This window comes from Tessaracoccus sp. MC1756, from assembly GCF_014164735.1.
GTDB lineage: Bacteria > Actinomycetota > Actinomycetes > Propionibacteriales > Propionibacteriaceae > Arachnia.
Window position 1 is genome coordinate 61,827 of the sequence record NZ_JACJFZ010000007.1, and the last position, 25,002, is coordinate 86,828.

Here is a 25,002-nt window from a genome sequence, read left to right on the forward strand (position 1 = left end):
TTTGTTGCCACGGCGACACTCTAGCCAACGTGAATCACGTTGTGGGCCAAGGGGGCAGGTTAACCGACAGCCCGTCCTCATGCACTATTTACGTGCGTTTCAGCTCGCTAAATTCGCTGACGGGGACCAGGTGGTTGTCAGCCCTCGTGGAGGAGGTCCGGGCGCCGCTCCCGGGTCCGTTCGGTGGCCTGCTCCAGCCGCCATTTCGCGATATTCGCATGGTGTCCACTGAACAGGATCTCCGGCACCTCGCGGCCACGCCAGAGCGGGGGCTTGGTGTAGTTCGGGTACTCGAGCAACTGGTGCTCGGCGGAGTGGGATTCCTCGACGAGCGACTCGGGGTTACCCACGACGCCCGGCAGGAGGCGCACCACGGCCTCGGTGACGGCGAGGGCGGCCACCTCTCCCCCGTTGAGCACGTAGTCGCCCAGGCTCACCTCGATGACCTCGTAGCGTTCGGTGCAGTGGTCGATGACGCGCTGGTCGATCCCCTCGTAGCGGCCGCAGGCGAACACCAGCCGCTCCCTGGCAGTGAGTTCGTAGGCCAGCGCCTGCGTGAACGGCCTGCCTGTCGGGGTGGTCACGATGACGGTCATGGGCCGGGGATCTGATTCCTCCAGCGCGTCGAAGGCCTCCCCCCAGGGCTCGGGCTTCATCACCATGCCAGCACCGCCGCCGTACGGCGTGTCGTCGACGGTGTGGTGCCGGTCATGGGTCCAGGTGCGCAGGTCGTGCACGGCCACGTCGATGATGCCGCTGTCGATGGCCTTGCCGACCAGTGAGAGCTGGAGCGGTGCGAAGTAGTCCGGGAAGATCGTGACGTAGTCGAGCCTCATTCGATGTCCTCCAACAGGCCCGGCACGTCGGCCAGTTGGATGTAGCCCGCCTCTACCTCGACGGTGGGCACCAGCGCCTCGACGAACGGGACCAGCCGCTCTTCACGGTCGACGTCCAACTGCAGCACGTCCTGCGCCGGGAGGTGCAGCACCTCCGTCACGGTGCCGCGTTCCGCGCCCGTGTGGTCACGCACGACAAGGCCGACCAGGTGCCGGTCGAAGAACTCCTCGGGCTCGCTGGGAAGCTCCGACTCCGCGACCCGGTCGTAGAGCAGTTCCCCGGTGAGCTTCTCGACGGCGGTGCGGTCCGGGGCGTCCGCGAAGCCGACGAGCAGCCTGCCGCGGTTCCAGCGGACGGATGCAAGCTTCACCGGGCGGCGCTCGTCCCCCATCTGCAGCGTGCCACCCGCGATGAACCGGCGCGCCGGCTCGTCCGTGCGCACGTCGATGAACACCTCGCCGCGGAGGCCGTGCGCGCGGCCGACGCGGCCGACGATGACTTCAATCTCACTCATGTCTTCATGTCCTAGATAGGCGATGCCCCGGGACTTTCGTCAAGTCCCGGGGCATTGCTCGGCTTGTGAGGCTGCTGTCAGCGGCGGCTGGGCCGGTCCACATCGACGAAGTCGACACGGACGCTCTCTTTGCCCGCCAGCGCACCGACCACGGTGCGCAGGGCCTGGGCGGTGCGGCCCTGACGGCCGATCACCTTGCCCACGTCGTCGGGGTGCACACGCACCTCGAGCAGACGACCACGGCGCAGATCCTTGTCCTTGACAGTCACGTCGTCAGGATTCGACACGATTCCAGCGACGAGGTGCTCCAGGGCTTCAGCAAGCATGCTCAGGCCTCTTCGGCGGGAGCCTCGGCATCTTCGGCCGGGGTGGCCTCTGCGGCCGGGGCCTGAGCGGCGGCGGCTTCTGCAGCAGCCTTCTTGGCAGCCTCCTCTTCGGCCTTCTTCTTGGCCTTCGAGATGGCCGGCGCGGAAGCGTCGGAATCCTCGGCGAGGGCGGCTGCGAACGCGGCGTCGCGGTCACGGGGCTCACGCTGCGGCAGGACGCCGGACGGCGAGGTGTCGCCGGAGAACTGCTGCCAGTCACCGGTGCGCTTCAGGATGGCCACCACGGCCTCCGTGGGCTGCGCACCGACACCGAGCCAGTACTGCACGCGCTCGGAATCAACGCGGATGAGGCTGGGCTCGTTCTTCGGGTGGTACAGACCGATCTCTTCGATGGCCTGACCGTCGCGCTTGGCGCGCTCGTCGATCACGATGATGCGGTAGTGGGGCGAGCGAATCTTGCCGAGACGCTTCAGACGAATCTTGGTAGCCACGTGTGTGGGGTCTCCTGTTGTATCTGCCTCTAGGAGGCTGTGTCGAAAGGTGCCGCGCGACGTGTGGGGCACGTTGCACGTAAACCAAAGGGTCCTGCCGGGCGCGTGAGAGGGCACGCCTCGACGAGGTGCATCCGCCATTCTGCCAGAAACGATCCCTCTGGCCCAAACACCGGTTCCAGGTGCCCGTGACGCACACACCCGGCGAGGGCGGTCAGTAACCCGAGAACTCCTCGGTGCGGATGTTGTCTTCGTCTGCGCCGGCTTCCACGACTAGTCCGCGCATGGCCTTGACCATACCCGCCGGCCCCGACAGGTAGTAGATGGGAGCGGCGAGGTCTGCGACGTGGCGGCGCAGCATCGCGTCGTCGATCCGGCCCACCTCCCCCGGCCAGTCCTCAGTCGGGGTGGAGAGGGTCTGGACGTAGGTGAAGTTGGGGTTCTCGGCCGCGAACCGTTCGAAGTCGGCGACGAACGGCGCCCCGCTGGCGTCCTCGTTCGCGTGGATGAGCAGCAGCTGGTGCCCGGTCCGGTCGTGGGTCGCCTGCGAGATGATGCTGCGCACGGGCGTCACGCCGATGCCGCCGATGAGGAAGACGGCCGGCGTGGACTCCTTCTTGTGCAGCCTGAAGTCACCCCAGGGCCCGTCGAACTTCACTTCGGTGCCGACGGGAGATTCCCTGAGCACCCGCTTGAAGGCACTGTCCCGGAGTCTCGTGGCGAGGACCAGCTCGCCCTCATGCGGCGCCTGCACGAGCGAGAAGATGCGGGAGTTTCACTCCTCGTCGGTCTCCGGAGGATCAAGGAGAGTGAATTCGCCGTATTGACCCGCGCGGAACTGAAAATCCGCGGGCTTCTCGAAATGGAAGGCCATGGTGCCCTCGGCAACCAGTTCCTTGCTCAGCAACCTCAACTTTTCGACCATGAAAAGCCTCCGATCTTTGGCACATAGTATGCCGGGATGAATGCGGTGAACAGGGCACATGTCCCTGGACGCAGACCGCCGGGAGCGGGGCTTGCCCACCCCCGGCGGCTCTGGTCGAGGATCGACTGGTCAGGGCCAGCGCCGTCCCATGAAGGCGACATCGGAGGCCTCGTGACCCGCGCGATCGGTGTGTTCGGCTTCCCGAAGCGGGAAGCCATCAAGCACCGGGCGTGCGCACTCGGGCTGGGCGGGCGCGCATAGGATCGGGTCCGTGGAGATCAGTGGGGATGTGTTCGAAGGGCTCGTCGAGGAGGCGCTCGAGATGTTGCCCGAGCGTCTCACGGAGCATCTGGACAATCTCGTGTTCGTGATCGAGGACGAACCTGAGGACGGCTCGGACACGCTCGGCTGGTACGAAGGCACCTCGCTGACGGACCGTGGCGAGACCTACGGCTACGGTCAGCTACCCGACCGGATCGTGCTGTTCCAGGGCCCGCTGACCCGCCTCTGCGAGACGGAGGAGGATCTCTACGAGGAGATCTGGATCACGCTCGTGCATGAGTTGGGGCACTACCACGGCATCGAAGAGGACTCGCTCCACGAGCTGGGTTGGGGCTAGCCGCAGACGGCGGCCAGTTCGCCGGAGAACGCCAGCGGCTGTCCCCCGCCGCACAGGGCGCGGCTCACCGCCGGCACCACGCCTGGCCCCTGCCCGACGGCGGGAGCCTCACCGAAGGCCCGCTGGGCGCCCAGCAATGCTTCCCACGCCGTGGGTTGGCGGGTGGCTTCGACGCGGGTGTTGTCCGGGTCCAGACCGGCGGCCTCCGCCGCGTGCCGGAAAAAGGCGTCGCGGCCCATGATGTCGTCGATGAGGCCGTGTTCCTTCGCCGTCTCCGGGTCGAACAGGTACGCCCCCAACTGTCCGGTGATCTTCTCTGCCGGCATGTCGCGATGCGTGGCCACGTGGGAGACGAAGTTGTCGTACTCGACGTCGAGGCCGGCCAGGTAGTGGGCCCTCTCCTCCTCCGTGATGGGGCGGAAGGGGTTGCCGAAGTCCTTGCCCTTGCCCGCGGACAGGTATTCCTCGGTGATGCCGCCGGTGGTCGTGACGCCGGATTCGAGGATGGTGCCGGTGGTGGCCACCACGTCGGTGTACTGGCGGAACGGGCCGAAGATCACGCCGATGGAGCCGATGAGCGCGCCGTGGTCCGAGATGATCTCGTCTGCCGACGCCGTGGCGTAGACGCCGCCGGAAGCAGACATGGAGGTGACGTGCACGAGTACCTTGTGGCCGGTGCGCTCCTGGTAGCGGTCGACGGCGTCGCTGATGGCGCGCGACCCACCGATGCTGCCGCCGGGGGTGTTGACCAGCAGCACCAGCCCCGAGGCGTCCTCCGCCGTCAGTTCGTCGATCTGGGCAGCCACCTCGTTGCCGAAGGTGCCCGCGGAGAGCAGCGCCCCGTCGGAGGCGTCGGACAGGATGGCGCCGGAGACGTTGACGGCGCGCAACGTGTCGGTACCGCTCCCCCACATCGTGGTCAGACCGGTGCTCGCGGAGCCCGCCGCTGACGGGGCGAGCGCCGCGAGGCTCACCACCATCATGAGGGTGGTGACCAGCGAGGTCACCAGCAGCATCCCGCCCAGACCCAGGCCGAGCCCGACCCCGCCGCCGAAGCCCCGTGCGAACGCCCCCTTCGCCGGGGACGGACCCACCGGGAGGGGCGGTGGCCCCTGCGGGCCCTGCCTGGGCGTGAGATGGGGCGACTGGATGTCGGCGCCGCGTTCGCGGGGTGAGGGTGGGGGAAAGTTGTGCCTGTCGTCGTTCACTGCCTGATGCCTCCTGATAAGCCTTGCCCACCCTAGTGGAGCGCCAGTCCGGTAGATTCAAGAACACCTCTCGCCGGCTGTGGTGGAGCCACGGATCAGGAGTAGTCAGATGAAGATCGTCACCCGTTGGGCAGCCGTGATCCTGAGTGCACTCGCGCTGGTCGTAGGTTCCGGCCCGGTGGCTGAGGCCGACTACCCCACCCCCACCTCCTCGGTCGGGCAGCACCTGCTGGACATCGTCAGCGGGTGGAACCAGATTTTCCCGGGCTCGGTCGACGCATGGGAACTCCACGGGTCGGCCGCGCACCTGGCCTACCTCGACAGTTCGGTCCTGACCTGGCCGAGCATGCAGGAGGATCTGCGCCAGAAGATGCGCAAAGCCGGCGCCACCACGGTGGGCTTCACCCCGGTTGCGATACCGTACGCCACCGTCGAGGCGGCCGTGGCGGCGCTCGAGAAGCGGTACGCGGCGGCGTTCACCAGCGGGGCGTTGGCGGCGATCTACCCGACCCCCGGCCTCACGCAACGGTCCCTGCAGGTGGCTGGGGAAAGCGCCGGAGTCGCGCTGCTGCAGGCACAGCTCGGCACCAGCTACCAGGGCCTGCCCGTGGTCTACCGCGTGGGCGCGCAGCCGGCACCCGCAGGCCTGGACGTCTACATCACCCCCGGCATGCACCTGCTGAACGGCAGGGAGTGGCGCACCCGATGCGAACCCTACTCGCGAACCAAGCGCTGCCGCACCGAGATCAAGGCCACCACCATCCAGAACGCCAGCGGCAGTTACGTCCAGACCACCGGCTGGGTGTTCAACAACCTCACCTACGCCGCGTCGCCGCGCTCGCTGTGGAAGGGCAACCCCCTGGGTTACACCGTGCGCTGGTCCGCCGCCGACAGTCGGCAGTGGCGCACGGAGTGTGACACGGCGCTCACCGGTCGCAATGCGTGCCGCTCGTTCGTGATGTCGACGTTCATCGCGTTGGAGAACGGCCGGTTCGTGCAGAAGACGGACTGGCAGTTCAACAACATGGTGCGCTTCAGCTGAGGGCCACTCCGCGCAGCACCATCGCCAGCGGCTGACGGATGGTTTCGGCGCTGGTGCGCGGGTCCGCATCGAGCACGATGAGGTCTGCGCTGGCCCCCACCTCGAGGCCGTCCGCGCCCAGCCATTCGCGGGCCGCCCAACTGGCGGCGGCCATGGCGAACGCGCGGCCCCCCACCTCTGCGAGGGCGTCGATCTCGTCGCGGATGCGACCGTGTTCGACGACGGTGCCCGCGTCGGTGCCGGCGAACACCGGCACCCCGGCCTCGATTGCCTTGCCGATGGTCTGCTTGCGGCGCGCGTGGAGGTCGTGCATGTGGGCGTAGTAGCTGGGAAACTTCTCCTGTGCCGGAGCGGCGTACATCGGGAAGTTCTCCAGATTGATCATGGTCGGCACCAGAGCCGTGCCCAGGCCGGCCATCTGCTCGATGCCCTCGTCGCTGAGGCCGGTGCCGTGCTCGATGCAGTCGATGCCGGCGGCAACGAGCTCATGGACGGCCTGCTCGCCGAAGCAGTGGGCGGTCACGCGAGCGCCCTCCGCATGGGCGGCGTCGATGGCCTGCTGCGCGATGTCCGCCGGCCAGAGCGGCGCGAGGTCTCCCACGCCGCGCTCGATCCAGTCGCCGACGAGCTTGATCCAGCCCTCGCCGGAGCGGGCCTCGTGCCGCACCTGTTCGACGAGCTGGTCCGGCTCCACCTCGACGCCGAGGTAGCGGATGTAGCGCCGGGGGCGGGCGATGTGGCGGCCGGAGCGGATCAGCCGGGGCAGGTCGTGCTCGCCGTGCACCCACCGGGTATCCGACGGAGACCCCGCGTCGCGCACGAGCATCGTGCCGGAGCGCAGGTCCTCCGTCGCCTGCCGGCGGGCCGTCTCCGGGCTGACCGCGCCTTCGACGCCCAGCCCGATGTGGCAGTGGGCGTCCACGTAGCCGGGCACGATGAAAGCGTTCCGGGCGAGCATGGTGGCGTCGCGCACCGGTTCGTCGGTGAGGACGCCGTCGACGATCCAGAGGTCGCGGGGCTCCTCCTCAGGGAGGAACGTGCCATGGATGTGCAGGGGCTGGGTCACGGGTCGCTCCTCTGGCTGGCCTCAGGCTCGAGAATCAGAACTTCGGCTTGTTCTCGTTGAACATCTTCTGCAGTTCCGGCGGGAGCTGGAAGTCGTCGATGGTCTGCGGGATCTGCGGTGCGGCGGGCTGGGTCGCCGGGCGGTTCGACCCGGCGGGGCGTGCGGTGCCGCGGCGACCCTTCTTACCCTTCTGGTTCTGCTGCTTCTGCGGCTTGCGGCCACCGGGCATCCCCGGCATGCCGCCCATGCCGCCCATGCCGGGCATCCCGCCCATACCCGGGAACTTGCCGCCGGCCATGGATTCCATCATCTTGCGGGCCTCGACGAAGCGGTTGACCAGCTTGTTGACGTCGGAGACCTCCACGCCCGCGCCGCGGGCGATCCGGGCCCGGCGCGAGCCGTTGAGGATGGCCACGTCGTCTCGTTCCTTCGGCGTCATGGAGAAAATGATCGCCTCGATGCGGTCGATCTCCTTCTCGTCGATCTCGTTGATGGCCTGCTTGAACTGCCCGGCGCCCGGCAGCATGCCGAGAATCTTCGACATGGGGCCCATCTTGCGCAGCTGCTGCATCTGCGAGAGGAAGTCCTGCAGACCGAACTGGTTCCTGCTCATCAGCTTCTCAGCCGCAGCACGCGACTCTTCGGCGTCGAACGTCTTCTCCGCCTGCTCGATGAGCGTGAGGACGTCACCCATCCCGAGGATGCGCGAGGCCATCCTGTCCGGGTGGAACATGTCGAAATCTGCCAGCGACTCGCCGTTGGAGGCGAACATGATGGGCTTGCCCAGCACGCGGGCGACCGAGAGCGCGGCGCCACCGCGGGCGTCCCCGTCGAGCTTGGTGAGCACCACACCGTCGACCCCGACGCCCTCGTCGAACGCCTTGGCGGTGTTGACGGCGTCCTGGCCGATCATCGCGTCGACAACGAACAGGGTCTCGTGCGGGTTGACGGCGGCCTTGATGTCCGCGGCCTGCTGCATCAGCTCTGCGTCGATGCCGAGGCGGCCCGCCGTGTCGACGATGACGACGTCGTAGAGCTTGGCCTCGGCGTGGGCGATGGAGCCCCGGGCGACCGCGATGGGGTCACCGACTCCGTTGCCGGGCTCCGGGGCGTAGACGTGCACTCCCGCGCGCTCGCCGACGATCTGGAGCTGCTGCACGGCGTTCGGCCGCTGGAGGTCAGCCGCCACCAACAGCGGGGTGTGCTTCTCCGACTTCAGCCAGCGGGCGAGCTTGCCCGCGAGCGTGGTCTTGCCGGCGCCCTGGAGGCCGGCGAGCATGATGACGGTGGGCGGCCGCTTCGCGAAGCGGATCGTGCGCGCCTCCCCGCCGAGGATGGAGACCAGTTCCTCGTTGACGATCTTGATGATCTGCTGCGAAGGGTTCAGGGCCTTGGACAGTTCAACTTCCAGGGCGCGGGTCTTGACCGCTGCGACGAACTCCTTGACGACGCCGAGGTTGACGTCGGCCTCGAGCAGCGCGATGCGGATCTCGCGCATCGTGGCGTCGATGTCGGCCTCGGTCAGTCGGCCCTTGGCGCGCAGCCCCTTGAACACCGACGCGAGCCGGTCCTGCAGAGTGTCAAACACTGAGTCAATCCTTCTACGGTTGGAGGCAACTGAATCAGGATACCCAACGGTGCCCCGACCCTGATCCACGGCGGCGGATGCGGTCAGACCGGGCGCTGCTGTGGATAACGTTGGGGCCTGTCCGACGGTCGTGCTTCCATGGTGGGCATGAGCGACGAAGCACTCGGCATCCTCCAGCAACTCACCGGCCGGCCGGACGCGCAGTTCCACCCGGGCCAGCGCGAGGCCATTGAAGCTCTCACTGAGCACGGGCGCCGGGCGCTGGTGGTGCAACGCACCGGTTGGGGCAAGTCTGCGGTGTACTTCATCGCCGCCCTGATGAGGAGGAGGGCAGGCCACGGCCCGGCGCTGATCATCTCTCCCCTGCTGGCGCTCATGCGGGACCAGGAGGCGGCGGCCGAGCGTGCCGGCGTGCGCGCGGTGGCCATCAACTCCTCCAACGTCACAGACTGGGGCCAGATCGAGGAACGCCTCGCTGAGGACTCGGTCGACGTGCTGTTCGTGTCGCCGGAGCGCCTCGTCAACCCCCGCTTCCGCGCCGAGCAGCTCCCCCGGCTGATGGCCCGCACCGGCCTCCTGGTGATCGATGAGGCGCACTGCATCAGCGACTGGGGCCATGATTTCAGGCCGGATTACCGCCGGCTGCGCACCCTCATCGCAGAACTCCCCGACGGTGTGCCCGTCCTGGCCACCACGGCCACGGCCAACCAGCGCGTCGTCGAGGACGTTGCCGAGCAGATGGCCGCAGGAGGACACGAGGTCTTCACGCTGCGCGGCGCCCTGGCACGCGAATCGCTGCGCCTCGGGGTGCTCGACGTGGGCACGTCCTGGCGCCGGCTGGCCTGGCTGACGCAGCACCTGGGGGACCTTCCGGGCAGCGGCATCGTCTACTGTCTGACGGTCTCCGCTGCGGAGGACACGGCTGCGGCCCTCCGCGCTGCGGGGCACCAGGTGCTCGCCTACACCGGTCGCACGGACCCGGCTGACCGGGTGGCGGCCGAAGAAGCGCTCAAGAACAACGAGGTCAAGGCCCTGATCGCCACCTCGGCGCTGGGGATGGGCTTCGACAAGCCGGACCTCGGGTTCGTCGTGCATGTGGGGGCACCGTCGTCTCCGGTTGCGTACTACCAGCAGGTGGGCCGCGCGGGCCGTGCCACGGACCATGCGGAGGTGTTGCTCCTGCCCGGCACGGAGGACCGGGAGATCTGGCACTACTTCGCCACCAACGCGATGCCGACGGAGACCAAGGCCGGCGCCATCCTCGAGGCGCTCGGCGCCGAGAACCGGCCGCTCTCCACACCGGCGCTCGAGGCCCGTGTCGACATCCGCCGCTCCCAACTGGAACTGCTGCTGAAGGTCCTTGCGGTCGACGGCGCCGTGCAGGCGGTGCAGGGCGGTTGGGAGGCGACCGGCCGGCCCTGGGTCTACGACCAGGAACGCTACGACCGGATCGCGGCGGCGCGGGTTGCGGAGCAGCAGGCCATGGTGGAGTACCAGCACCTGCCCGAAGGATCCTGCCGGATGGAGTTCCTCACCTCGGAGCTCGACGACCCCACGTCCGCAAGGTGTGGCCGGTGCGACACGTGCGCCGGGCCCTGGTATCCCACGGAGGTCACCGTCGAAGCGGCGGAGCAGGCGCGCTCGACGCTCGATCAGGTGGGCGTGCCCATCGCGCCGCGGGGCCAGTGGCCCTCCGGCCTGGACCAATTGGGCGTCACGGACGAGGACGGAAAGACGATGCGCGGCAAACTGTCCGGCAACGAGACCCTCGACGAGGGGCGGGTGGTGGCCCGCCTGACGGACCTCGGCTACGGCAACGCCCTGCGCGAACTCTTCGCACCGGGTCCTGACGGGCAGCCCCTCGACGGCGAGGTGCCGGCGGAGCTGGCCGGCGCCTGCCTGCGGGTGCTCAAGGAATGGAACTGGCAGGAGCGGCCCACCGCGGTGGCGTGGGTGCCCAGCCTGTCGCGCCCGCAACTGGTGGAGTCGCTGGCCACGGGCATCGCGCGCGCCGGGAGGTTGACGTTGCTCGGGCCCGTGGATCTGAACCCCGGCGCTGAGGAACTCAGCAGGTCAACCAACAGCGCCTTCCGGGTACGGGACGTGTGGCACCGGTTCCGCGTGCCCGCTGCCATGGCGGAGTCGCTGGCGGCTGGAGGACCGGTCCTGCTGATCGACGACCTGGTGGACTCGCGCTGGACCCTGACGGTCGCCGGCCGGTTGCTGCGCCGGGCCGGGGCCGGCTCGGTGCTGCCCTTCGCGCTGGCCAGCGTTGCCTGACACGCCGGGTCGTCGTCGGCCCCCGCTAAAGGGGCCCCTGCCCTTCCGCGCCGCGGGTTCCACCAGTAGCCTTCCAGAAGCGAGTCCGCTGCAAGTCAGGACAAAAAAGGAGGCAGCGGTGTTGATCGGCATTCCCAACGAGGCGCCGGAGGCGCGCGTGGCCGCCACGCCGAGCACCGTGGCCCATCTGGCACGTCTCGGGTACGAGGTGGCGGTGGAGGCCGGGGCGGGCGCACGCGCGTCGTTCCCGGACCACGCCTTCGCCGCGGCGGGCGCTCAGGTGGTGTCCACCGAGGCGGTGTGGCAGAGCGACGTCATCGCCATGGTCGGCGCCCCCACTCCGGAACAGACCGCCCTCCTGCGGCCGGGCCAGACGCTCGTCGGGTTCCTGCATCCCCGCACCGATTCGTCGCTGACGGAGGCCCTCGCGGAGCGGGGAGTGACGGCGCTCAGCATGGACATGGTGCCGCGCATCTCACGCGCCCAGTCGCTCGACGCCCTCTCCTCGATGGCCAACATCGCCGGCTACCGCGCCGTGATAGAGGCCGGCCACGCGTTCGGCCGGATGTTCGGCGGGCAGGTGACCGCCGCCGGCAAAGTGCCGCCGGCCAAGGTGTTCGTCATCGGCACTGGTGTCGCCGGGCTCGCGGCCGTGGGCGCGGCCCGCAGCCTGGGCGCCGAGACCTTCGCGACGGACGTGCGGCCGGAGACGGCCGAGCAGGTCGAATCCATGGGGGCGCGGTTCCTGCACATCGCCACGGCCAAGCAGGTCTCCGCGGACGGGTACGCCCAGGAGTCCTCCGCAGACGACGCCGACAGGGCCGCCGCTCTGTACGCAGAGCAGGCCCGAACTGTCGACATCATCATCACCACTGCGGCCATCCCTGGCCGCCCCTCCCCCAAGCTCATCACCGCAGACATGGTGGCAAGCATGCGCCCCGGCAGCGTGATCGTCGACCTCGCCGCGGCCGGCGGCGGCAACTGCGAGCTGACCCGCCCGGGCGAGACCTACACCACCGACGGCGGTGTGACGATCATTGGCTGGACCGACCTCGCCTCCCGTCTCCCCGGCCAGGCGTCCCAGCTCTACGGCACCAACCTGGTCAACCTGTTCAAACTCCTCACCCCGCAGGCCGACGGTGCACTCACCGTCGACTTCGATGACGAGGTGCACCGCCAGATGACCGTCACCCGCAACGGGGAGATCACGTTCCCCCCGCCGCCCATCCAGGTGTCGGCAGTCCCCGCGAGGACCCCGGCGACCCAGGTGCCGGCCCAGGTGACCAAGGCCTCCCCACCCGATCAGTGGGCACGGTTCCGGCGCCTGATGCTCGTGGTGGCCGCCTGGCTCCTGCTGGCCCTCCTCCTCCCCGGTGGTTTCCTCAGTCACATCCTCGTCTTCGGGCTCGCCTGCGTGGTGGGCTACTACGTGGTCTGGGGCGTTCAGCCGGCGCTGTACACCCCGTTGATGAGCGTGTCGAACGCCATCTCCGGCATCACCATCGTCGGGTCCATCACCCAGCTCACGTCGCCCCTGTTGTACGTCCAACTGATCGCGTTCGTCGCCATCGTCCTGGCCGGCATCAACTGCGTCGGCGGCTTCGCCATCACCCAGCGGATGCTGGGCCTGTTCTCTTCGTCGAAGGAGGCCTGAGGTGCTCGACGCCTTCGTCTTCGGCTGCTACATCGCCGCCGCCCTGCTGTTCATCCTCAGCATCGTCGGGCTCGCGAAACAGACCACCGCCCGCTCCGGCAACGCCTACGGCATCGTCGGCATGACGCTGGCGGTCGTCGCCACCGTGGTCCGGACGTTCGCCGCCCAGTGGAACCTCCTGGGTTTCGCGCTGCTGGTGATCGCGCTGGTGATCGCCTTTGCCGTCGGGCTGCTGTACTCGGCCAGGGTCGCCATGACGGGCCTTCCCGGCCTGGTCGCGCTGTTCAACGCCTTCGGCGGTCAGGCGTCCGCGTTCGTGGGTATCAACGCCGCCCTAGGCGTCGAGAGCTACCCCGCGCTGACGGACCAGATCGTGCACGGCGTCGAGGTATGGGCCGCCGTGTTCGTCGGCTCGCTGACGTTCTCGGGCTCGATCGTCGCCTGGGGCAAACTCAACGGGAAGATCACCTCGAAGCCCACCGCGCTGCCCGCCAAGAACCTCGTCGTAGGCCTGCTGGTGCTGGGCCTGATCGGTTCCCTGGCCTGGCACCTCATCAGCCCCAACCTGTGGGCGCTCATCATCGCCCACCTCCTGGGCTACGCCTTCGGCATCATCATGGTGCTCGCCATCGGCGGCGCGGACATGCCCGTGGTCGTCAGCTTCCTCAACTCGTTCTCCGGCTGGGCCGGGGCGCTATCGGGCTTCGCGGTGGGCTCTGACCTGCTGATCGTCGCCGGCACCATCGTCGGTCTCTCCGGCATCATCCTGTCCGTCGTGATGGCCCGCGGCATGAACCGCTCCATCACCAATGTGCTGCTCGGCGGGTTCGGTACAGGCGACTCCTCGGGCGCAGCGGTCGCGATCCTGGACGCCGACGGGAACCCGAAGCAGGCCGCCATCACCAACGTCGACGAGGTGGCGGGCTGGCTCACCGATGCGCGCCGGGTGGTCATCGCCCCCGGGTACGGCATGGCTGTCGCGCAGGCCCAGCACCCTGTCGCCGAACTGGCCAAGCGGCTGATCAGCAACGGCGCCCAGGTGCGCTTCGCAATCCACCCTGTGGCCGGTCGCCTGCCGGGGCACATGAACGTGCTGCTGGCCGAGGCGCACGTCCCGTACGACATCGTGCTGGAGATGGACGAGATCAACGACGACTTCCACGAGACCGACGTGGTGCTGGTGATCGGCGCCAACGACACCGTGAACCCCGCCGCCATGGAGCCGGGCACGCCCATCAGTGGCATGCCGGTGCTGCGGGTGTGGGAGGCCGACAGGGTGATCGTCTTCAAGCGCTCGATGGCCCCCGGCTACTCCGGGGTGGAGAACCCGCTGTTCTTCGAGGACAACGCCACCATGTTGCTGGGCGACGCCAAGGTGAGCTCCGATGCCCTCGTCGCGGCCATCGGAGCCCGCGTCTGATCACTCGCCCAGGATGCCCTGGACGAAGTTCTCGGGGTCGAACGGCGCGAGGTCGTCGACACCCTCACCCAGCCCCACGAGCTTGACGGGCACGCCGAGTTCGCGCTGCACCTGGATGACGATGCCGCCCTTGGCAGAGCCGTCCAGCTTGGTCAGCACGATGCCGGTCACGTTGACCACCTCGGCGAAGATGCGGGCCTGGGCCATGCCGTTCTGACCGGTGGTGGCGTCGAGCACGAGCAGCACCTCCGTGACGAGGGCCTTCTTCTCGATGACGCGCTTGACCTTGCCCAGTTCGTCCATGAGCCCGGTCTTGGTGTGGAGCCGGCCGGCCGTGTCGATGATCACCACGTCCACGCCGTCGCGGGCGCCCTTGTCGACGGCGTCGAACGCGACGGACGCCGGATCGGCACCCTCGTCGGAGCGCACGGTCTCGACGCCGACGCGCTCGCCCCACGTCGAGAGCTGCTCGGCCGCCGCTGCACGGAAAGTGTCCGCCGCCCCCAGGACCACGGACTTGTCCTCGGCCACCAGCACGCGGGCCAGCTTGCCGACGGTGGTGGTCTTGCCGGTGCCGTTGACGCCGACGACCAGGACGACGGCAGGATCACCGTCGTTGGCGGGGGTGAGGTTCAGCGACCGGTCGAGCGTGGGGTCGACCAGCTTGAGGAGCTCGGTGCGCAGCACGTTCTTCGCGCGGACGGGGTCTGCCACGCCGTCGAGGGCGAGCTCCCTGCGGAGCGCCTCCGTCAGTTCAGTGGTGGGGCCGACGCCCAGGTCCGAGGTGATCAGAGTGGTCTCGAAGTCGTCCCACACCTCTTCGTCGATCCGGTCCGCACTGAGGAGGTCCCCCAATGCGCGGGCCAGGGCGTTGTTGCTGGAGGAGAGCCGCCTGCGCAGCCGCGCCCAGCGCGTCGCCGGCGCTTCTGGCGCCTCGATGCCGGGCTCGACCACCACTGGTTCAGGGGTGACCACCGGGGGCGCCGGTTCGACCACGACCTCCTCGGGCGCGACGACCGGCGGTTCAAGATCAGTTGGTTCGATCTCCGCCCGGGTCTCGGCCTCGAGCCGGCGCTGCCTGCGTCCGTCGACGGTGATGATGATGCCCGCGACCACGATCGCGAGGCCGATGATCCCGATGATTACCCAGAAAAACCAATCCACGCGCTCATCCTACTGGGCACGCGCGTCCCCGCTGCGGGCGGCTGCGGGGAGCGGGGGCTCAGCCGGCTTCTTCGGCGAGTCGCTGCGAGACGACCGTCGAGATGCCGTCGCCGCGCATCGTCACGCCGTACAGCGAATCCGCGATCTCCATGGTGCGCTTCTGGTGTGTGATGACGATGAGCTGCGACGACGCCCGGAGCTCCTCGTAGATGCCCAGGAGCCGGCCGAGGTTGGCGTCGTCGAGCGCCGCCTCCACCTCGTCGAGGATGTAGAAGGGGCTGGGACGGGCGATGAACAGCGACACGAGGAAGGCCACGGCGACCAGCGAGCGTTCACCACCGGACAGGAGCGAGAGGCGCTTCACCTGCTTGCCCGCTGGCCGGGCCTCGACGTCGACGCCGGTGGTCAGCCAGTTGCCGGGATCCGTGAGCACGAGCTTGCCCTCGCCACCCGGGAACAGGCGGGCGAAGACCTTGTCGAAGCTCTCCTCCACGTCGCGGTAGGCGGCCTCGAAGACCTCTTGGACCCGCTTGTCGACCTCGGCGACGATGTCGATCAGGTCCGTGCGGGTCTGGCGCAGGTCCTCGAGCTGTTCCGCGAGGAACTGGTGGCGGGCCGTCATGGCGTCGAACTCCTCGAGCGCCAGTGGGTTCACCCGGCCCAGCACGGCCAGGTTCCGCTCAGCGGCCCGGAGCCGGGAGGTCTGCTGATCCCTGTCGTAGGGCACCGGCTCAGGCTGCTCCTCGTCGTCGCCCAACGCCGTGCCGTCAGGGCGGGTGATCACGGGCACCGGTTGGTCCGGCCCGTACTCCGTCACCAGTTGCGCCGGCTCGAGTCCGAGTTCGCTCAGGGCGCGGTCCTCGAGTTGCTCGATGCGCATCCGGTGTTCGATCCGCACCATTTCATCGCGGTGAGCGCCGCGCACGATCTCGTCGAGGCGCTGGGAGGCGGCCTTGGACGCATGCCTGGCCCGCGTGGTGCCGGCTTCGGCCTCGCGCCTGGCGGCGTCCGCGGCGTCGCGCTGGGCGGCGGCCTTCTGACGGGTGGCCTCCACGCGCCCGGCGAGGATCAGGGCCGCGTCGTTGACCACGCGGGCGATCTCCCCCTCGCGACGCAGGTGCTCCGCCCGCTGCCTGGCCTTCGCGCGCGACTGTCGCTCATGCTGTGCTGCGCGCAGCAGCGACTCAGCCCGGCCGGAGATTGCCTTGACCTGTTCCTCGACGGAGCGCAGGGCCAGCCGCGCGTCCATCTCGGCCTGTCGGGCACGACGGGCCTCGCTGGCCTTCTCGTCGCGTTCCGCCGGGTCCGGCTCCGTGACGTCCTCTTCGGTCGACGCGGCCTCCAGCCGGTCTGTCAGCTCAGTGAGTTGCTGTTCGTCGCGCGCGCGGGAGGAGCGCGCCGTCTCGATCGCCTCTGCGAGCCGCTCGGCCTCCTTCATGGCCGCGGCCTGCGATTGGCGGAAGGAGCCCAGTTGATCGGCGACAGCGGCGAGCTGGGCATCCGAATCGTGCAGGGCCGCCAGCGCGTCCGCCTCGGCGCGCCGCGCGGCGACGAGCTTCTCTTCCAACTCATCAGCAGCGAACTTCAGGCGGTCCGATTCGTGCCCGGCGGCGGCCAGGGCGTTCTCGGCCTCGGTGAGTTCGGCCTGCACCTCGAGCAGCGACGGCGCCGCCGCGGTGCCGCCCTCGACCAACCAGGACGAGAAGAAGTCGCCGGCCCTGGTCACGGCGCTGACGTGGGGGTGCTCCCCCACGAGCTGCGCTGCCTCCTCAGCCGTTTCGACGGCAACGGTGTCGCCGAGGAGTCGGTCAAGGGCACCCGAGAGCGATTCCGGCGCCTCGACGACGCTCAGCAGGGAGGTACCCGTCGCGGCCTTCGCCCGAGCGGGCGCTGGCGGGTTCGGGGAACGGTCCGCCACTATGAGGGGCGCCCGTCCGAGGTCCTTGTCAGCCATGTGTCTCGACGATGCCATCGCCCCGTCGAGGCCCTGTACGACGACGGCCTCCGCCAGCCCGCGCAGCGCCGCCGACACGGCGGCCTCCCAGCCGGACGTGACGGTGAGCAGGTCGCTCAGGCGGCCCACCACGTCGTCGCGGCCGGCCCCGAGTAGATCCGCCGAGCCGTCCTTGCGCTGGGTCAGCAGCCGCAGCGCGTCCACGCGCGCGTTCAGCCCGGCCCGCCGCCTGCCCACGTCCGCTTCCCGCGCCTTCAGTGCAGCACCGTCGGCCTCGAGCGCTTCCAGCGCGGCCGCGGCCTTCTCGTAGTCGGCATCGAGGTCCGACTCGGAGGCGCCCAGCCCCGCCAGGGAAGATTCAGTGTGGTGGAACTTCGCCGCAGCCTCTTCGGCGCGGTGCAGCGCCTCTCCCCGGCGGTTGTCGAGCCGGGCGATCTCCTCGTCGGAGGCCTCCAACCGCGACTTGATCGAGTTCACGCGCCCCGTCAGCCGGGCCAGCCCCTCGCGCCGGTCCGCGATCGCCCGCAGCGCGGAGCTGTAGGCCTGCTCGGCGGCCGAATGTTCCTGCTCGGCGCCGTTGCGGCGCAGCGTCGCGTCCGTCAGGGCGCTGTTGGCCGCCTCCACCTCGCGGCGCAGCCCCTGCTCCTTGACGCGGATGTCTGCCGCCTCGGCCTCGAGCGCTTCGGGGTCGCGCCCGCCGACGTCGAGCGTGGGCTGGTTCTCGCCGGCGCGCATGCGCTCTGCCGAGATCGAGATGGTCGTGGTGACGCGTTCGCGCAGGCCGGCCAGCGCGTACCACTGCTCCTGCGCGGCATCAAAGTCGGTCGCTGCGGCCCGGAGCCGGCGCTCGGCGGCTTCCTCTGAGGCCTGGGCCTCTGCCACGGCCTGCTCGGCGCGCGCCTTGGCCTCCTCGGCGGCCGCCTCGTCTGCCAGTTCGGCCTTCAGTTTGGCCTGCGCGCTGGACAGGTCGTCAGCCAACAACCTGGCCTTCGCGTCACGCAGTTCGGCCTGGATGACCGCTGCCTTGCGCGCGGCCTGCGCCTGCCGGCCGAGCGGCTTCAGCTGGCGTTGGAGTTCGCCCACCAGGTCCTGGAGGCGCTCGAGGTTGGCGTTGGTCGACTCGAGCTTCCGCAGCGCCTTCTCCTTGCGCTTGCGGTGCTTCAGGACTCCGGCGGCCTCCTCGATGAAGCCGCGCCGCGACTCCGGGGTGGCCTGCAGAATGGCGTCGAGCTGCCCCTGGCCGACGATGACATGCATCTCCCGGCCGATGCCCGAGTCGCTGAGCAACTCCTGGACGTCCAGGAGCCGGGCAGGCGTGCCGTTGATCGCGTACTCTGAACCACCCGAGCGGAACATCGTTCGGGTGATGGTGACCTCGGCGTACTCGATGGGCAGCGCCCCGTCGGTGTTGTCGATGGTGAGCTCCACCTCAGCCCGGCCCAGCGGGGCACGCTTGGCGGTGCCGGCGAAGATGACGTCCTCCATCTTGCCGCCGCGCAGCGTCTTGGCACCCTGCTCACCCATCACCCAGCTGAGGGCGTCGACGACGTTCGACTTGCCGGACCCGTTGGGCCCGACCACGCAGGTGATGCCGGGTTCGAAGACCAGCGTCGTCGCGGACGCGAAGGACTTGAACCCACGCAGGGTGAGTTTCTTGAGATACATGTCAGACGGTGGGTCTCTCTTCGACGGGAGCCTCTGCCACCGTCAGCTTAGAGGAGCGCACCGCCCTGAAGGTCCAGACCTTGTTCACGATGAAGTTGATGGGCATGGTGAGCATGATCGCGATCAGCTGTGCCCAGTATTCTCGGGAGTTGAGGCCGCGTTCCTCGTGGAAGTAGGGCTCCGGGAGGTAAACCGGGCTGGAGGGGTTCGTGAGCAGGATCTTGATCACCAGGCCCACCGCGGCCGCAACGGAACCGACGGCGAGGAAGGGCCAGAACTCGGCCCACCAGGTGGCGTGCTTGGTGCTCTTGAATGTCCACCACCGATTCAGCTGGAAGTTGTAGAGGTTGGCCACCAGGAACGCCACGATCCAGACGACCGCGGTGAAACGCAGGTTGAACTCGCTGGCCGGGATGGACCAGACGATGTCCTGGGCGTTCTGGGAGCCGCCGTTGAGCCGGTTCATCACCACGGCCACCACCATGTTGACGAGCACGCCGGAGCCGCCGACGATGCCGAACTTCAGGAACTGCCCGAGCGACCTGCGGTAGCGCGCTTTCTGAGAATCGTTCACTGACGTCCTTTCGGGGCCCGCTGGCAGGCCGGGCAGAGGTAGGAGCTGCGGTTCATGAAGACCCGCCGCACGATGGGGCGGCCGCAGCGGTGGCACGGTTGGCCTTCCCGACCATAGGCGTTGAGGGAGCGGGAGAAGTAGCCGGATTCACCGTTGACGTTCACATAGAGGCTGTCGAACGACGTGCCGCCCTGCTCGAGCGCCTCCGCCATGACCTCGCCCGCGGCCCGGATCAGCTCCACCGCCTTCCGCGGGCCCAGATCCGGCGTCGGGGTGTCGAAGTGGACGCGGGTCCGCCACAGGGCCTCGTCGGCGTAGATGTTGCCCACGCCGCTGATCAGTGACTGGTCCAGGAGCGCCCGCTTCACCGTCGTGCGTCTGGCCCGCATGCGGGCGGCGACGGCGCGGTCGTCGAAGTCTGGGTCGAACGGGTCCAGGGCGATGTGCGGCACGGGGCACGCGGCCAGTCCGGGACGGAGGTCCAGGCCACCGAACATGCGCTGGTCGACGAACCTCAGTTCGGTGTCGTCGTCCAGGTGGAACACGACGCGGGTGTTGCGCACGAGTCCGTCGCCCGGGGAGTTGAAGCGGAACTGGCCGCTCATCCCGAGGTGCGCCACCAGGGCGTCCTCACCGAGCACGGCCCACAGGTACTTTCCCCTCCGCCGGATCTCGTCGATCCGACGCCCGGCCAGGTCCGCACGGAACCCTTCCGGACCCACCGCGTGGTAACGCACCGGACGCGGGTGGTGGACTGTCACGTCCGTGATCGTGCGGCCGGCGGCGTGGCGGTGGAGGCCCAGGCGGACCACCTCCACCTCTGGCAGCTCAGGCACTGGTCAGCTCCGCCACGGCGAGCCGCGCGGCGATCTGTTCAGCGCGCTTCTTGCTGGGAGCCGTCCCCTCACCCACGGCGCGTTCCTGCACGTGCACCACTGCGGTGAACGTGCGCTGGTGGTCCGGGCCGATGCCGCTCACGACGTACCGGGGCAGGCCCCAGCCGTTGGCGGCGGTGAGTTCCTGGAGGACCGTCTTGTAGTCCGCGTAGTCACCGGAGTGCGCGGAGGAGGCGATCAGGGGATCGAAGTTGTGGTGGATGAACCGTGCGGAGGCGTCCGGGCCTGCAGAGAGGTGGATGGCGCCGATGACGGCCTCCATCGTGTCCGCCAGGATGGAGGTCTTCTCCTGGCCGCGCGTGGCGATCTCGCCCTTCCCCAACCGCAGGTGCTCACCCAGTCCAAGGGAACGGGCCAGTTCTGCCAACGGTGCGGAGCTCACGACGGAAGCGCGCAGTTTCGCGAGGTGGCCCTCGGCCAGCTCGGGGTAGCTACGCACGATGTGCTCGGTCACCACGATCTGCAGGACCGCGTCGCCCAGGAACTCCAGCCGCTCATTCGAGGGCAGGGCGTTCTCGTAGGCGAAGCTGCGGTGCGTAAAAGACAACTCAAAGAGCTGGGCGTCAACCTCGACGCCCAGCTCCTTCAGCTGGTCTTCAAGCCTGCTCATCCCCTGGCTCGGGGAGAGCCCGCTCAGGCCTCGACGACCTGGCGGCGCTCGCCGCGGGGACCGTACTGGCCACAAGCGGGGCACGCGGTGTGCTGCAGGTGCGGCTCACGGCAGGCGGGGTTGGCGCACACAACCGTGGGCACAACGCTCGTCTTCCACTGCGCACGGCGCGAACGGGTGTTGCTGCGCGACATCTTCCGCTTCGGAACTGCCATGATCTTCTCCTAGATTCTCAGCAAAGTCAGTTGTTGCTCTCGCCGCGCAGTCCAGAGAGGTTCTCCCAGCGGGGATCAATCTTCTCCCCGTGGCTGTGAGCGGGATCGTCGTTGCGGTTGAAACCGCAATCGGGGCAGAGCCCGAGACAATCTTCGCTGCACAGTGGCGTGAACGGCAATTCGAGCACCACAGCGTCGCGCAGGGTTTCGTCCAGGTCGATCGTTTCGTCGACCACGACGCTCTCGTCCTCATCGACCTCGCGGCCGGGATAGAAGAAGAGTTCCTGCATATCGAAGGACGCTTCGTCCTCGATGTCATCCAGGCAGCGGGCGCATTGGCCGTGCAGTTGCACGGTTGCGGTTCCCGTCACCAGGATGCCTTCGACCACCGCTTCGAGCTTGAGATCAAGCTCGATATCGGAGCCCTGTGGCACTCTGATCACTTCGATGCCAAGGTCGGCAGGCGCCGGAACCGTCTCGTGGATCACCTTCGTGGAGCCCGCGCTCCGACCAAGCTCATGCACCTCGAGAACAAGGTGTGAGCGACGATCGGGGTGCTGCTGTACCGGTGACACGTCGGATTCCCTTCGCCTAACCGTCCATGACCTCGTCATGACCGACTGCCAACTCTACCGAATCTCCAGGCTCCGGCCAAATCACCGTGCGCGTCTGGTCTGGAGCGCTGCGGCCACGTTCGCCGGCACGTACCTCGACACATCGCCGCCCAGGTTGTGGACCTGCCGGATGATCGTCGACGACATCGTGACGTGGTCACGCGCGGCAGGCAGGAGGATGGTGTCGAGGTCCCCCATGTCGTAGTTCATGTGGGCCTGCTGCAACTCGAAATCGAAGTCTGCACCGAACCTGATGCCCTTGACCACTGCCCCGATCCTCCGCTCGCGGCAGAAGTCGACGAGCAGCCCTTCCATCGCTTCGACGGTGATCCCCTCCAGGTTCGTGGTGGCACCCTCGACCAGCGCCACCCGCTCGTCGAACGAGAACAGGTACTTCTTCGACGAATTGTTGCCGATGGCCACCACCACCTCGCCGAACAGTGCCTGAGCACGGCCGATGATGTCGAGGTGCCCCACCGTGATGGGGTCGAACGAGCCGGGGCACAGAACCTTCATCCCGCAACCCTAGCGGCCCGGCCGCGCGGCTCAGTCGACCGAGCCGTAGTAGAGGACCGTCTCGCCGTAGCGCTTCTCCCACGTCTCCGTGAAGGCCGGCGGCCAGACGGGCGCCCGATCGCGTTTGGACCGCTCCACCACGACGAGCCCACGCTCCGCGACGACACCCCGGGCGAGGCTGGCCAACAGCTTTTCAACTTCATCGGTGGTCACGCCGTAGGGCGGGTCCATGATCACCACGTCGAACGACCGGTCCGTGCCGTCGGCGAACGTCTGCGCCTTGGCGGCCCGCACGTCCGCCTCCACCCGGATGGCGCGGGCGTTGGCCGAGATCAGCGCCGCCGTCGCCCTGTCCGCTTCCACCAGCACGACGGGGTGCGCGCCCCGGCTGGCGGCCTCGAGACCGATGGCCCCCGAGCCCGCGAACAGGTCGAGGACCGAGCATCCGCTGAGGTGCTCCGAGGCGTCGTGGTCCACGGTGTCGAACCAGTTGACCAGCGAGGAGAACAGGCCCTCCCGGGTGCGGTCCGTGGTGGGCCGCGTGTTGTCGCCCTTCGGCGTCTCCAGACGGCGGCCCTTCGCCCGGCCTGCGATGATCCTGCTCACGTCTTCTCCATCCACTCGGCTGCGGCCACCTCTTCGGCCTTGGCCATGAGGTCTGCCAGCAACGGGTCTGTGCCTGACCGCGGGTCCGCCAGGACCTTCTCGGCCAGTTTCCTGGCGCGCGTGATGACCTCCGCATCATCCAACGCGCGCAACAACTTCAGCGAACCGGCTCCGGACTGGGCAGCGCCCAGCACGTCACCCTCGCGGCGCAGCCGCAGATCCAGTTCTGCCAGCTCGAAACCGTCTGTGGTGGTGGTCAGCGCGGTGAGCCGCGTGTGGGCGTCCAGGTTGTCGCCGATGGCCGCCAGCAGTAGGCACAGGCCCGCGTGGCCGCCCCGGCCGATGCGGCCGCGGAGCTGATGCAGCTGGGAGAGGCCGTAGCGGTCCGCGTCCATGATCACCATGACGGTGGCGTTGGGCACGTCCACCCCCACCTCGATGACGGTGGTGGCCACCAGCACGTCGAGGCTGCCCGCCGCGAACGCGGCCATCGCCGCATCGCGGTCCTGCACGTGTTGCTTGCCGTGCACGACGCCGATCCGGAGGCCTTCGAGCGGCCCGGAGGCCAGCAGCGGAGCGAGTTCCTCCACGGCGGTGAGCCCCTCCCCCTCCTTCGCCGTGATCGCCGGGCACACGACGAAGGCCTGGCGCCCCTGGCCGACCTCCTCGCGCACCCGCTCCCAGGCGCGCGTGACCCAGGTGGGGCTGCGGTGGGTGTCGACGAAGACCGTCTGCACCTCCGCGCGTCCCGCGGGCCGTTCGCGCAGTTCGCTGGTCTCGAGGTCACCGAAGACCGTCATGGCGATGGAACGCGGGATGGGGGTGGCGGTCATCACCAGGGTGTGCGGCTTGTGTTCCGCCTTGGCGGACAGCGCCGCCCGCTGCTCGACGCCGAAGCGGTGCTGTTCATCCACCACCACCAGGCCCAGGTCGAAGAACTCGACGGGATCCGACAGCAGGGCGTGCGTGCCGACGACGATGCCCGCCTCGCCCGTGACGATGGCGTTGAGGGCCTCCCTCTTGGCCTGCGTCGAGCGGGAACCGGTGAGCAGCACCACGCCCGTCGCCTCGGGATGGGCACCCAGGGAGCGGCCCTGGCCCAGGTCTCCCATGAAGCGCGTGATGGTCTGGAAGTGCTGCTTGGCGAGCACCTCCGTGGGGGCGAGCAGTACCGCCTGGCCGCCGGAATCCACCACCGCGAGCATGGCGCGCAGCGCCACCAGCGTCTTGCCTGAGCCCACCTCGCCCTGCAGCAGGCGGTTCATGGGGGCAGGGCGCGCCAGCTCGTCGAAGACCTGCTCGCCGATGGCGAGCTGACCCTTCGTCAGCGTGAACGGCAGCCGCTCGTCGAACGCGTCCAGCAGCCCACCCACCCGCCGGGGGCGGGGTGTGGCCAGTTCCCCGGCGTACTGGGCGCGACGGTGCGCCATGGCCAACTGGATGCCGAAGGCCTCGTCAAACTTGAGCCGCGCCTTGCCCACCTCCGCCTGCTGCCTGTCCGTCGGCTCGTGGACGGCGGTGAGCGCCTCCTGGAACGGCAGCACACCGGCCTCCTGCACCACCCACGGGGGCAGCGTGTCGCCGGCGACGGCGGGCAGGGCCATCTGGATGGCTTCCGCGATCACCCACGTGGGCAGCTTGCCGTGCGCCGGGTAGAGGCCCACCAGCGTGGAGCGCTGCACCGCACGGCTCATGGCGGCGCGGTTCTGCTGCTTCTCGGTCTTGGGATTGCGCACGGCGGCGCCGTCCAGCATCACGAACTCCGGGTGCGTCAGCTGCAGTTGGTCACGGAAGACGCCGACCCTGCCGATGAAGATGCCGCGCCTGTCTCCGGAGAGCAATTCCTTCACCCACCAGTCCGCCATGTTGCTGGCGCGGCCGTAGGACGTGTTGTTCTTCACACGCGGGGCGAAGAACGTGACGTCCACATCCGTCTGCCCGTCCGTGATGACGGCGTTGACGCGGAACTGCCCGTTGGATTCGGCCTTGGCGGCCCCCTTGACCTGGGCCACCAGCGCCGCGTCCTCGCCGACGCGCAGGCCGGAGAAGTCTGACATCTCTGAGCCGGCCAGGTACCGGCGCGGCACGTGCCGCAGCAGGTCGTCGACGGCGTGGATGCCCAGCTTGGCGAATTCCTTGGCCGTGGGCCCACCGACCACGTCTCCGAGACGTCGGTTCAGTTCGCGGTAGATGGTGGTGCGCCACATGCGCATAACCC

The 25,002-nt window shown here is 68.7% G+C and carries 24 protein-coding genes; 5 read left to right on the forward strand and 19 right to left on the reverse strand.

The features are described 5' to 3' along the window. Positions 1-137: 137 nt before the first annotated feature. The 6 genes from trmD to H5393_RS14350 form a co-directional block, all read right to left on the reverse strand. On the reverse strand, positions 138-836 hold the full coding sequence (trmD, locus tag H5393_RS13390) for a tRNA (guanosine(37)-N1)-methyltransferase TrmD (protein ID WP_182767078.1): 699 nt from the start codon (positions 834-836) through the stop codon (positions 138-140). Beyond that, positions 833-1,351, reverse strand: coding sequence for a ribosome maturation factor RimM (rimM, locus tag H5393_RS13395; RefSeq protein WP_182767079.1), 519 nt, complete (start codon positions 1,349-1,351; stop codon positions 833-835). The genes trmD and rimM overlap by 4 nt, the downstream gene beginning before the upstream one ends. 77 nt (positions 1,352-1,428) lie before the next feature. Next, positions 1,429-1,677 carry an RNA-binding protein gene (locus tag H5393_RS13400; protein ID WP_076062339.1) on the reverse strand — a complete coding sequence of 83 codons (249 nt, stop codon included), beginning with the start codon at positions 1,675-1,677 and terminating at the stop codon, positions 1,429-1,431. A 2-nt stretch (positions 1,678-1,679) separates the two neighbouring features. Beyond that, a complete protein-coding gene (gene rpsP, locus H5393_RS13405) occupies positions 1,680-2,168 on the reverse strand; it encodes a 30S ribosomal protein S16 (RefSeq protein WP_182767080.1) in 489 nt (162 codons plus the stop codon). A gap of 214 nt (positions 2,169-2,382) precedes the next feature. Next, complete coding sequence (locus H5393_RS13410; RefSeq protein WP_220488430.1) at positions 2,383-2,922, reverse strand: FAD-dependent oxidoreductase; 540 nt, start codon at positions 2,920-2,922, stop codon at positions 2,383-2,385. 21 nt (positions 2,923-2,943) lie between these two features. Further along, positions 2,944-3,093, reverse strand: coding sequence for a hypothetical protein (locus H5393_RS14350; RefSeq protein ID WP_220488431.1), 150 nt, complete (start codon positions 3,091-3,093; stop codon positions 2,944-2,946). A 271-nt stretch (positions 3,094-3,364) separates the two neighbouring features. On the opposite strand from H5393_RS14350, the gene H5393_RS13415 reads away from it, so the two are divergent. After that, a complete protein-coding gene (locus H5393_RS13415; RefSeq protein WP_370585995.1) occupies positions 3,365-3,712 on the forward strand; it encodes a metallopeptidase family protein in 348 nt (115 codons plus the stop codon). On the opposite strand, the gene H5393_RS13420 is transcribed toward H5393_RS13415, so the two are convergent. Then, the gene (locus tag H5393_RS13420; RefSeq protein ID WP_182767081.1) at positions 3,709-4,920 is read right to left on the reverse strand and encodes a S49 family peptidase; all 1,212 of its coding nucleotides are present in this window, start codon (positions 4,918-4,920) and stop codon (positions 3,709-3,711) included. The genes H5393_RS13415 and H5393_RS13420 overlap by 4 nt on opposite strands. A 109-nt stretch (positions 4,921-5,029) precedes the next feature. Here H5393_RS13420 and H5393_RS13425 point away from each other — a divergent pair, with 109 nt between their 5' ends. Then, positions 5,030-5,962 carry a hypothetical protein gene (locus H5393_RS13425; protein ID WP_182767082.1) on the forward strand — a complete coding sequence of 311 codons (933 nt, stop codon included), beginning with the start codon at positions 5,030-5,032 and terminating at the stop codon, positions 5,960-5,962. On the opposite strand, the gene H5393_RS13430 is transcribed toward H5393_RS13425, so the two are convergent. Continuing rightward, positions 5,955-7,028: an amidohydrolase family protein gene (locus H5393_RS13430; protein ID WP_370585996.1), complete on the reverse strand. Its 1,074-nt coding sequence runs from the start codon at positions 7,026-7,028 to the stop codon at positions 5,955-5,957. The genes H5393_RS13425 and H5393_RS13430 overlap by 8 nt on opposite strands. Positions 7,029-7,062: 34 nt before the next feature. Continuing rightward, complete coding sequence (ffh, locus tag H5393_RS13435; RefSeq protein ID WP_182767083.1) at positions 7,063-8,616, reverse strand: signal recognition particle protein; 1,554 nt, start codon at positions 8,614-8,616, stop codon at positions 7,063-7,065. A 138-nt stretch (positions 8,617-8,754) separates the two neighbouring features. On the opposite strand from ffh, the gene H5393_RS13440 reads away from it, so the two are divergent. From H5393_RS13440 to H5393_RS13450, 3 genes are all read left to right on the forward strand, one after another. After that, positions 8,755-10,896 (forward strand): RecQ family ATP-dependent DNA helicase, encoded by a 2,142-nt coding sequence (locus H5393_RS13440; protein WP_182767084.1) that lies wholly within the window; start codon positions 8,755-8,757, stop codon positions 10,894-10,896. 118 nt (positions 10,897-11,014) lie between these two features. Next, a complete protein-coding gene (locus tag H5393_RS13445) occupies positions 11,015-12,550 on the forward strand; it encodes a Re/Si-specific NAD(P)(+) transhydrogenase subunit alpha (protein WP_182767085.1) in 1,536 nt (511 codons plus the stop codon). Position 12,551: 1 nt separating this feature from the next. Then, on the forward strand, positions 12,552-13,970 hold the full coding sequence (locus tag H5393_RS13450) for an NAD(P)(+) transhydrogenase (Re/Si-specific) subunit beta (RefSeq protein ID WP_182767086.1): 1,419 nt from the start codon (positions 12,552-12,554) through the stop codon (positions 13,968-13,970). Here the strand turns inward: H5393_RS13450 and ftsY are convergent, their stop codons facing one another. The 10 genes from ftsY to H5393_RS13500 all read right to left on the reverse strand — a co-directional run bounded on the left by ftsY (position 13,971) and on the right by H5393_RS13500 (position 24,997). Further along, positions 13,971-15,134, reverse strand: coding sequence for a signal recognition particle-docking protein FtsY (gene ftsY, locus H5393_RS13455; RefSeq protein WP_182767087.1), 1,164 nt, complete (start codon positions 15,132-15,134; stop codon positions 13,971-13,973). It lies immediately after the preceding gene. Positions 15,135-15,192: 58 nt separating this feature from the next. Continuing rightward, complete coding sequence (gene smc / locus H5393_RS13460) at positions 15,193-18,753, reverse strand: chromosome segregation protein SMC (RefSeq protein WP_182767088.1); 3,561 nt, start codon at positions 18,751-18,753, stop codon at positions 15,193-15,195. Between the two features lies 1 nt (position 18,754). Next, positions 18,755-19,327, reverse strand: coding sequence for a GtrA family protein (locus H5393_RS13465; RefSeq protein WP_182767089.1), 573 nt, complete (start codon positions 19,325-19,327; stop codon positions 18,755-18,757). Next, complete coding sequence (mutM, locus tag H5393_RS13470) at positions 19,324-20,163, reverse strand: bifunctional DNA-formamidopyrimidine glycosylase/DNA-(apurinic or apyrimidinic site) lyase (RefSeq protein WP_182767090.1); 840 nt, start codon at positions 20,161-20,163, stop codon at positions 19,324-19,326. Before mutM ends, H5393_RS13465 begins: the two co-directional genes overlap by 4 nt. After that, entirely contained in the window at positions 20,156-20,833 is a 678-nt protein-coding gene (rnc, locus tag H5393_RS13475) for a ribonuclease III (protein WP_182767091.1), read from the reverse strand. Before rnc ends, mutM begins: the two co-directional genes overlap by 8 nt. 23 nt (positions 20,834-20,856) lie before the next feature. Then, positions 20,857-21,048: a 50S ribosomal protein L32 gene (gene rpmF, locus H5393_RS13480; RefSeq protein ID WP_182767092.1), complete on the reverse strand. Its 192-nt coding sequence runs from the start codon at positions 21,046-21,048 to the stop codon at positions 20,857-20,859. Between the two features lie 26 nt (positions 21,049-21,074). Beyond that, positions 21,075-21,623, reverse strand: coding sequence for a YceD family protein (locus H5393_RS13485; RefSeq protein WP_182767093.1), 549 nt, complete (start codon positions 21,621-21,623; stop codon positions 21,075-21,077). A gap of 81 nt (positions 21,624-21,704) precedes the next feature. After that, positions 21,705-22,178, reverse strand: coding sequence for a pantetheine-phosphate adenylyltransferase (gene coaD, locus H5393_RS13490; protein WP_182767094.1), 474 nt, complete (start codon positions 22,176-22,178; stop codon positions 21,705-21,707). A gap of 30 nt (positions 22,179-22,208) precedes the next feature. After that, positions 22,209-22,784 carry a 16S rRNA (guanine(966)-N(2))-methyltransferase RsmD gene (gene rsmD, locus H5393_RS13495; RefSeq protein WP_182767095.1) on the reverse strand — a complete coding sequence of 192 codons (576 nt, stop codon included), beginning with the start codon at positions 22,782-22,784 and terminating at the stop codon, positions 22,209-22,211. Beyond that, positions 22,781-24,997, reverse strand: a complete 2,217-nt coding sequence (locus tag H5393_RS13500) for an ATP-dependent DNA helicase RecG (RefSeq protein WP_182767096.1) — start codon at positions 24,995-24,997, stop codon at positions 22,781-22,783. Before H5393_RS13500 ends, rsmD begins: the two co-directional genes overlap by 4 nt. Positions 24,998-25,002 lie beyond the last annotated feature (5 nt).

What these genes read in the sequence shown, in the direction of transcription:
- trmD (WP_182767078.1), bottom strand. Translation starts at nt 836, where the DNA reads ATGAGGCTCGACTACGTCACGATCTTCCCGGACTACTTCGCACCGCTC.
- rimM (WP_182767079.1), bottom strand. Translation starts at nt 1,351, where the DNA reads ATGAGTGAGATTGAAGTCATCGTCGGCCGCGTCGGCCGCGCGCACGGC.
- H5393_RS13400 (WP_076062339.1), bottom strand. Translation starts at nt 1,677, where the DNA reads ATGCTTGCTGAAGCCCTGGAGCACCTCGTCGCTGGAATCGTGTCGAAT.
- H5393_RS14350 (WP_220488431.1), bottom strand. Translation starts at nt 3,093, where the DNA reads ATGGTCGAAAAGTTGAGGTTGCTGAGCAAGGAACTGGTTGCCGAGGGC.
- H5393_RS13425 (WP_182767082.1), top strand. Translation starts at nt 5,030, where the DNA reads ATGAAGATCGTCACCCGTTGGGCAGCCGTGATCCTGAGTGCACTCGCG.
- H5393_RS13440 (WP_182767084.1), top strand. Translation starts at nt 8,755, where the DNA reads ATGGTGGGCATGAGCGACGAAGCACTCGGCATCCTCCAGCAACTCACC.
- smc (WP_182767088.1), bottom strand. Translation starts at nt 18,753, where the DNA reads ATGTATCTCAAGAAACTCACCCTGCGTGGGTTCAAGTCCTTCGCGTCC.
- rnc (WP_182767091.1), bottom strand. Translation starts at nt 20,833, where the DNA reads ATGAGCAGGCTTGAAGACCAGCTGAAGGAGCTGGGCGTCGAGGTTGAC.
- rpmF (WP_182767092.1), bottom strand. Translation starts at nt 21,048, where the DNA reads ATGGCAGTTCCGAAGCGGAAGATGTCGCGCAGCAACACCCGTTCGCGC.
- coaD (WP_182767094.1), bottom strand. Translation starts at nt 22,178, where the DNA reads ATGAAGGTTCTGTGCCCCGGCTCGTTCGACCCCATCACGGTGGGGCAC.
- H5393_RS13500 (WP_182767096.1), bottom strand. Translation starts at nt 24,997, where the DNA reads ATGCGCATGTGGCGCACCACCATCTACCGCGAACTGAACCGACGTCTC.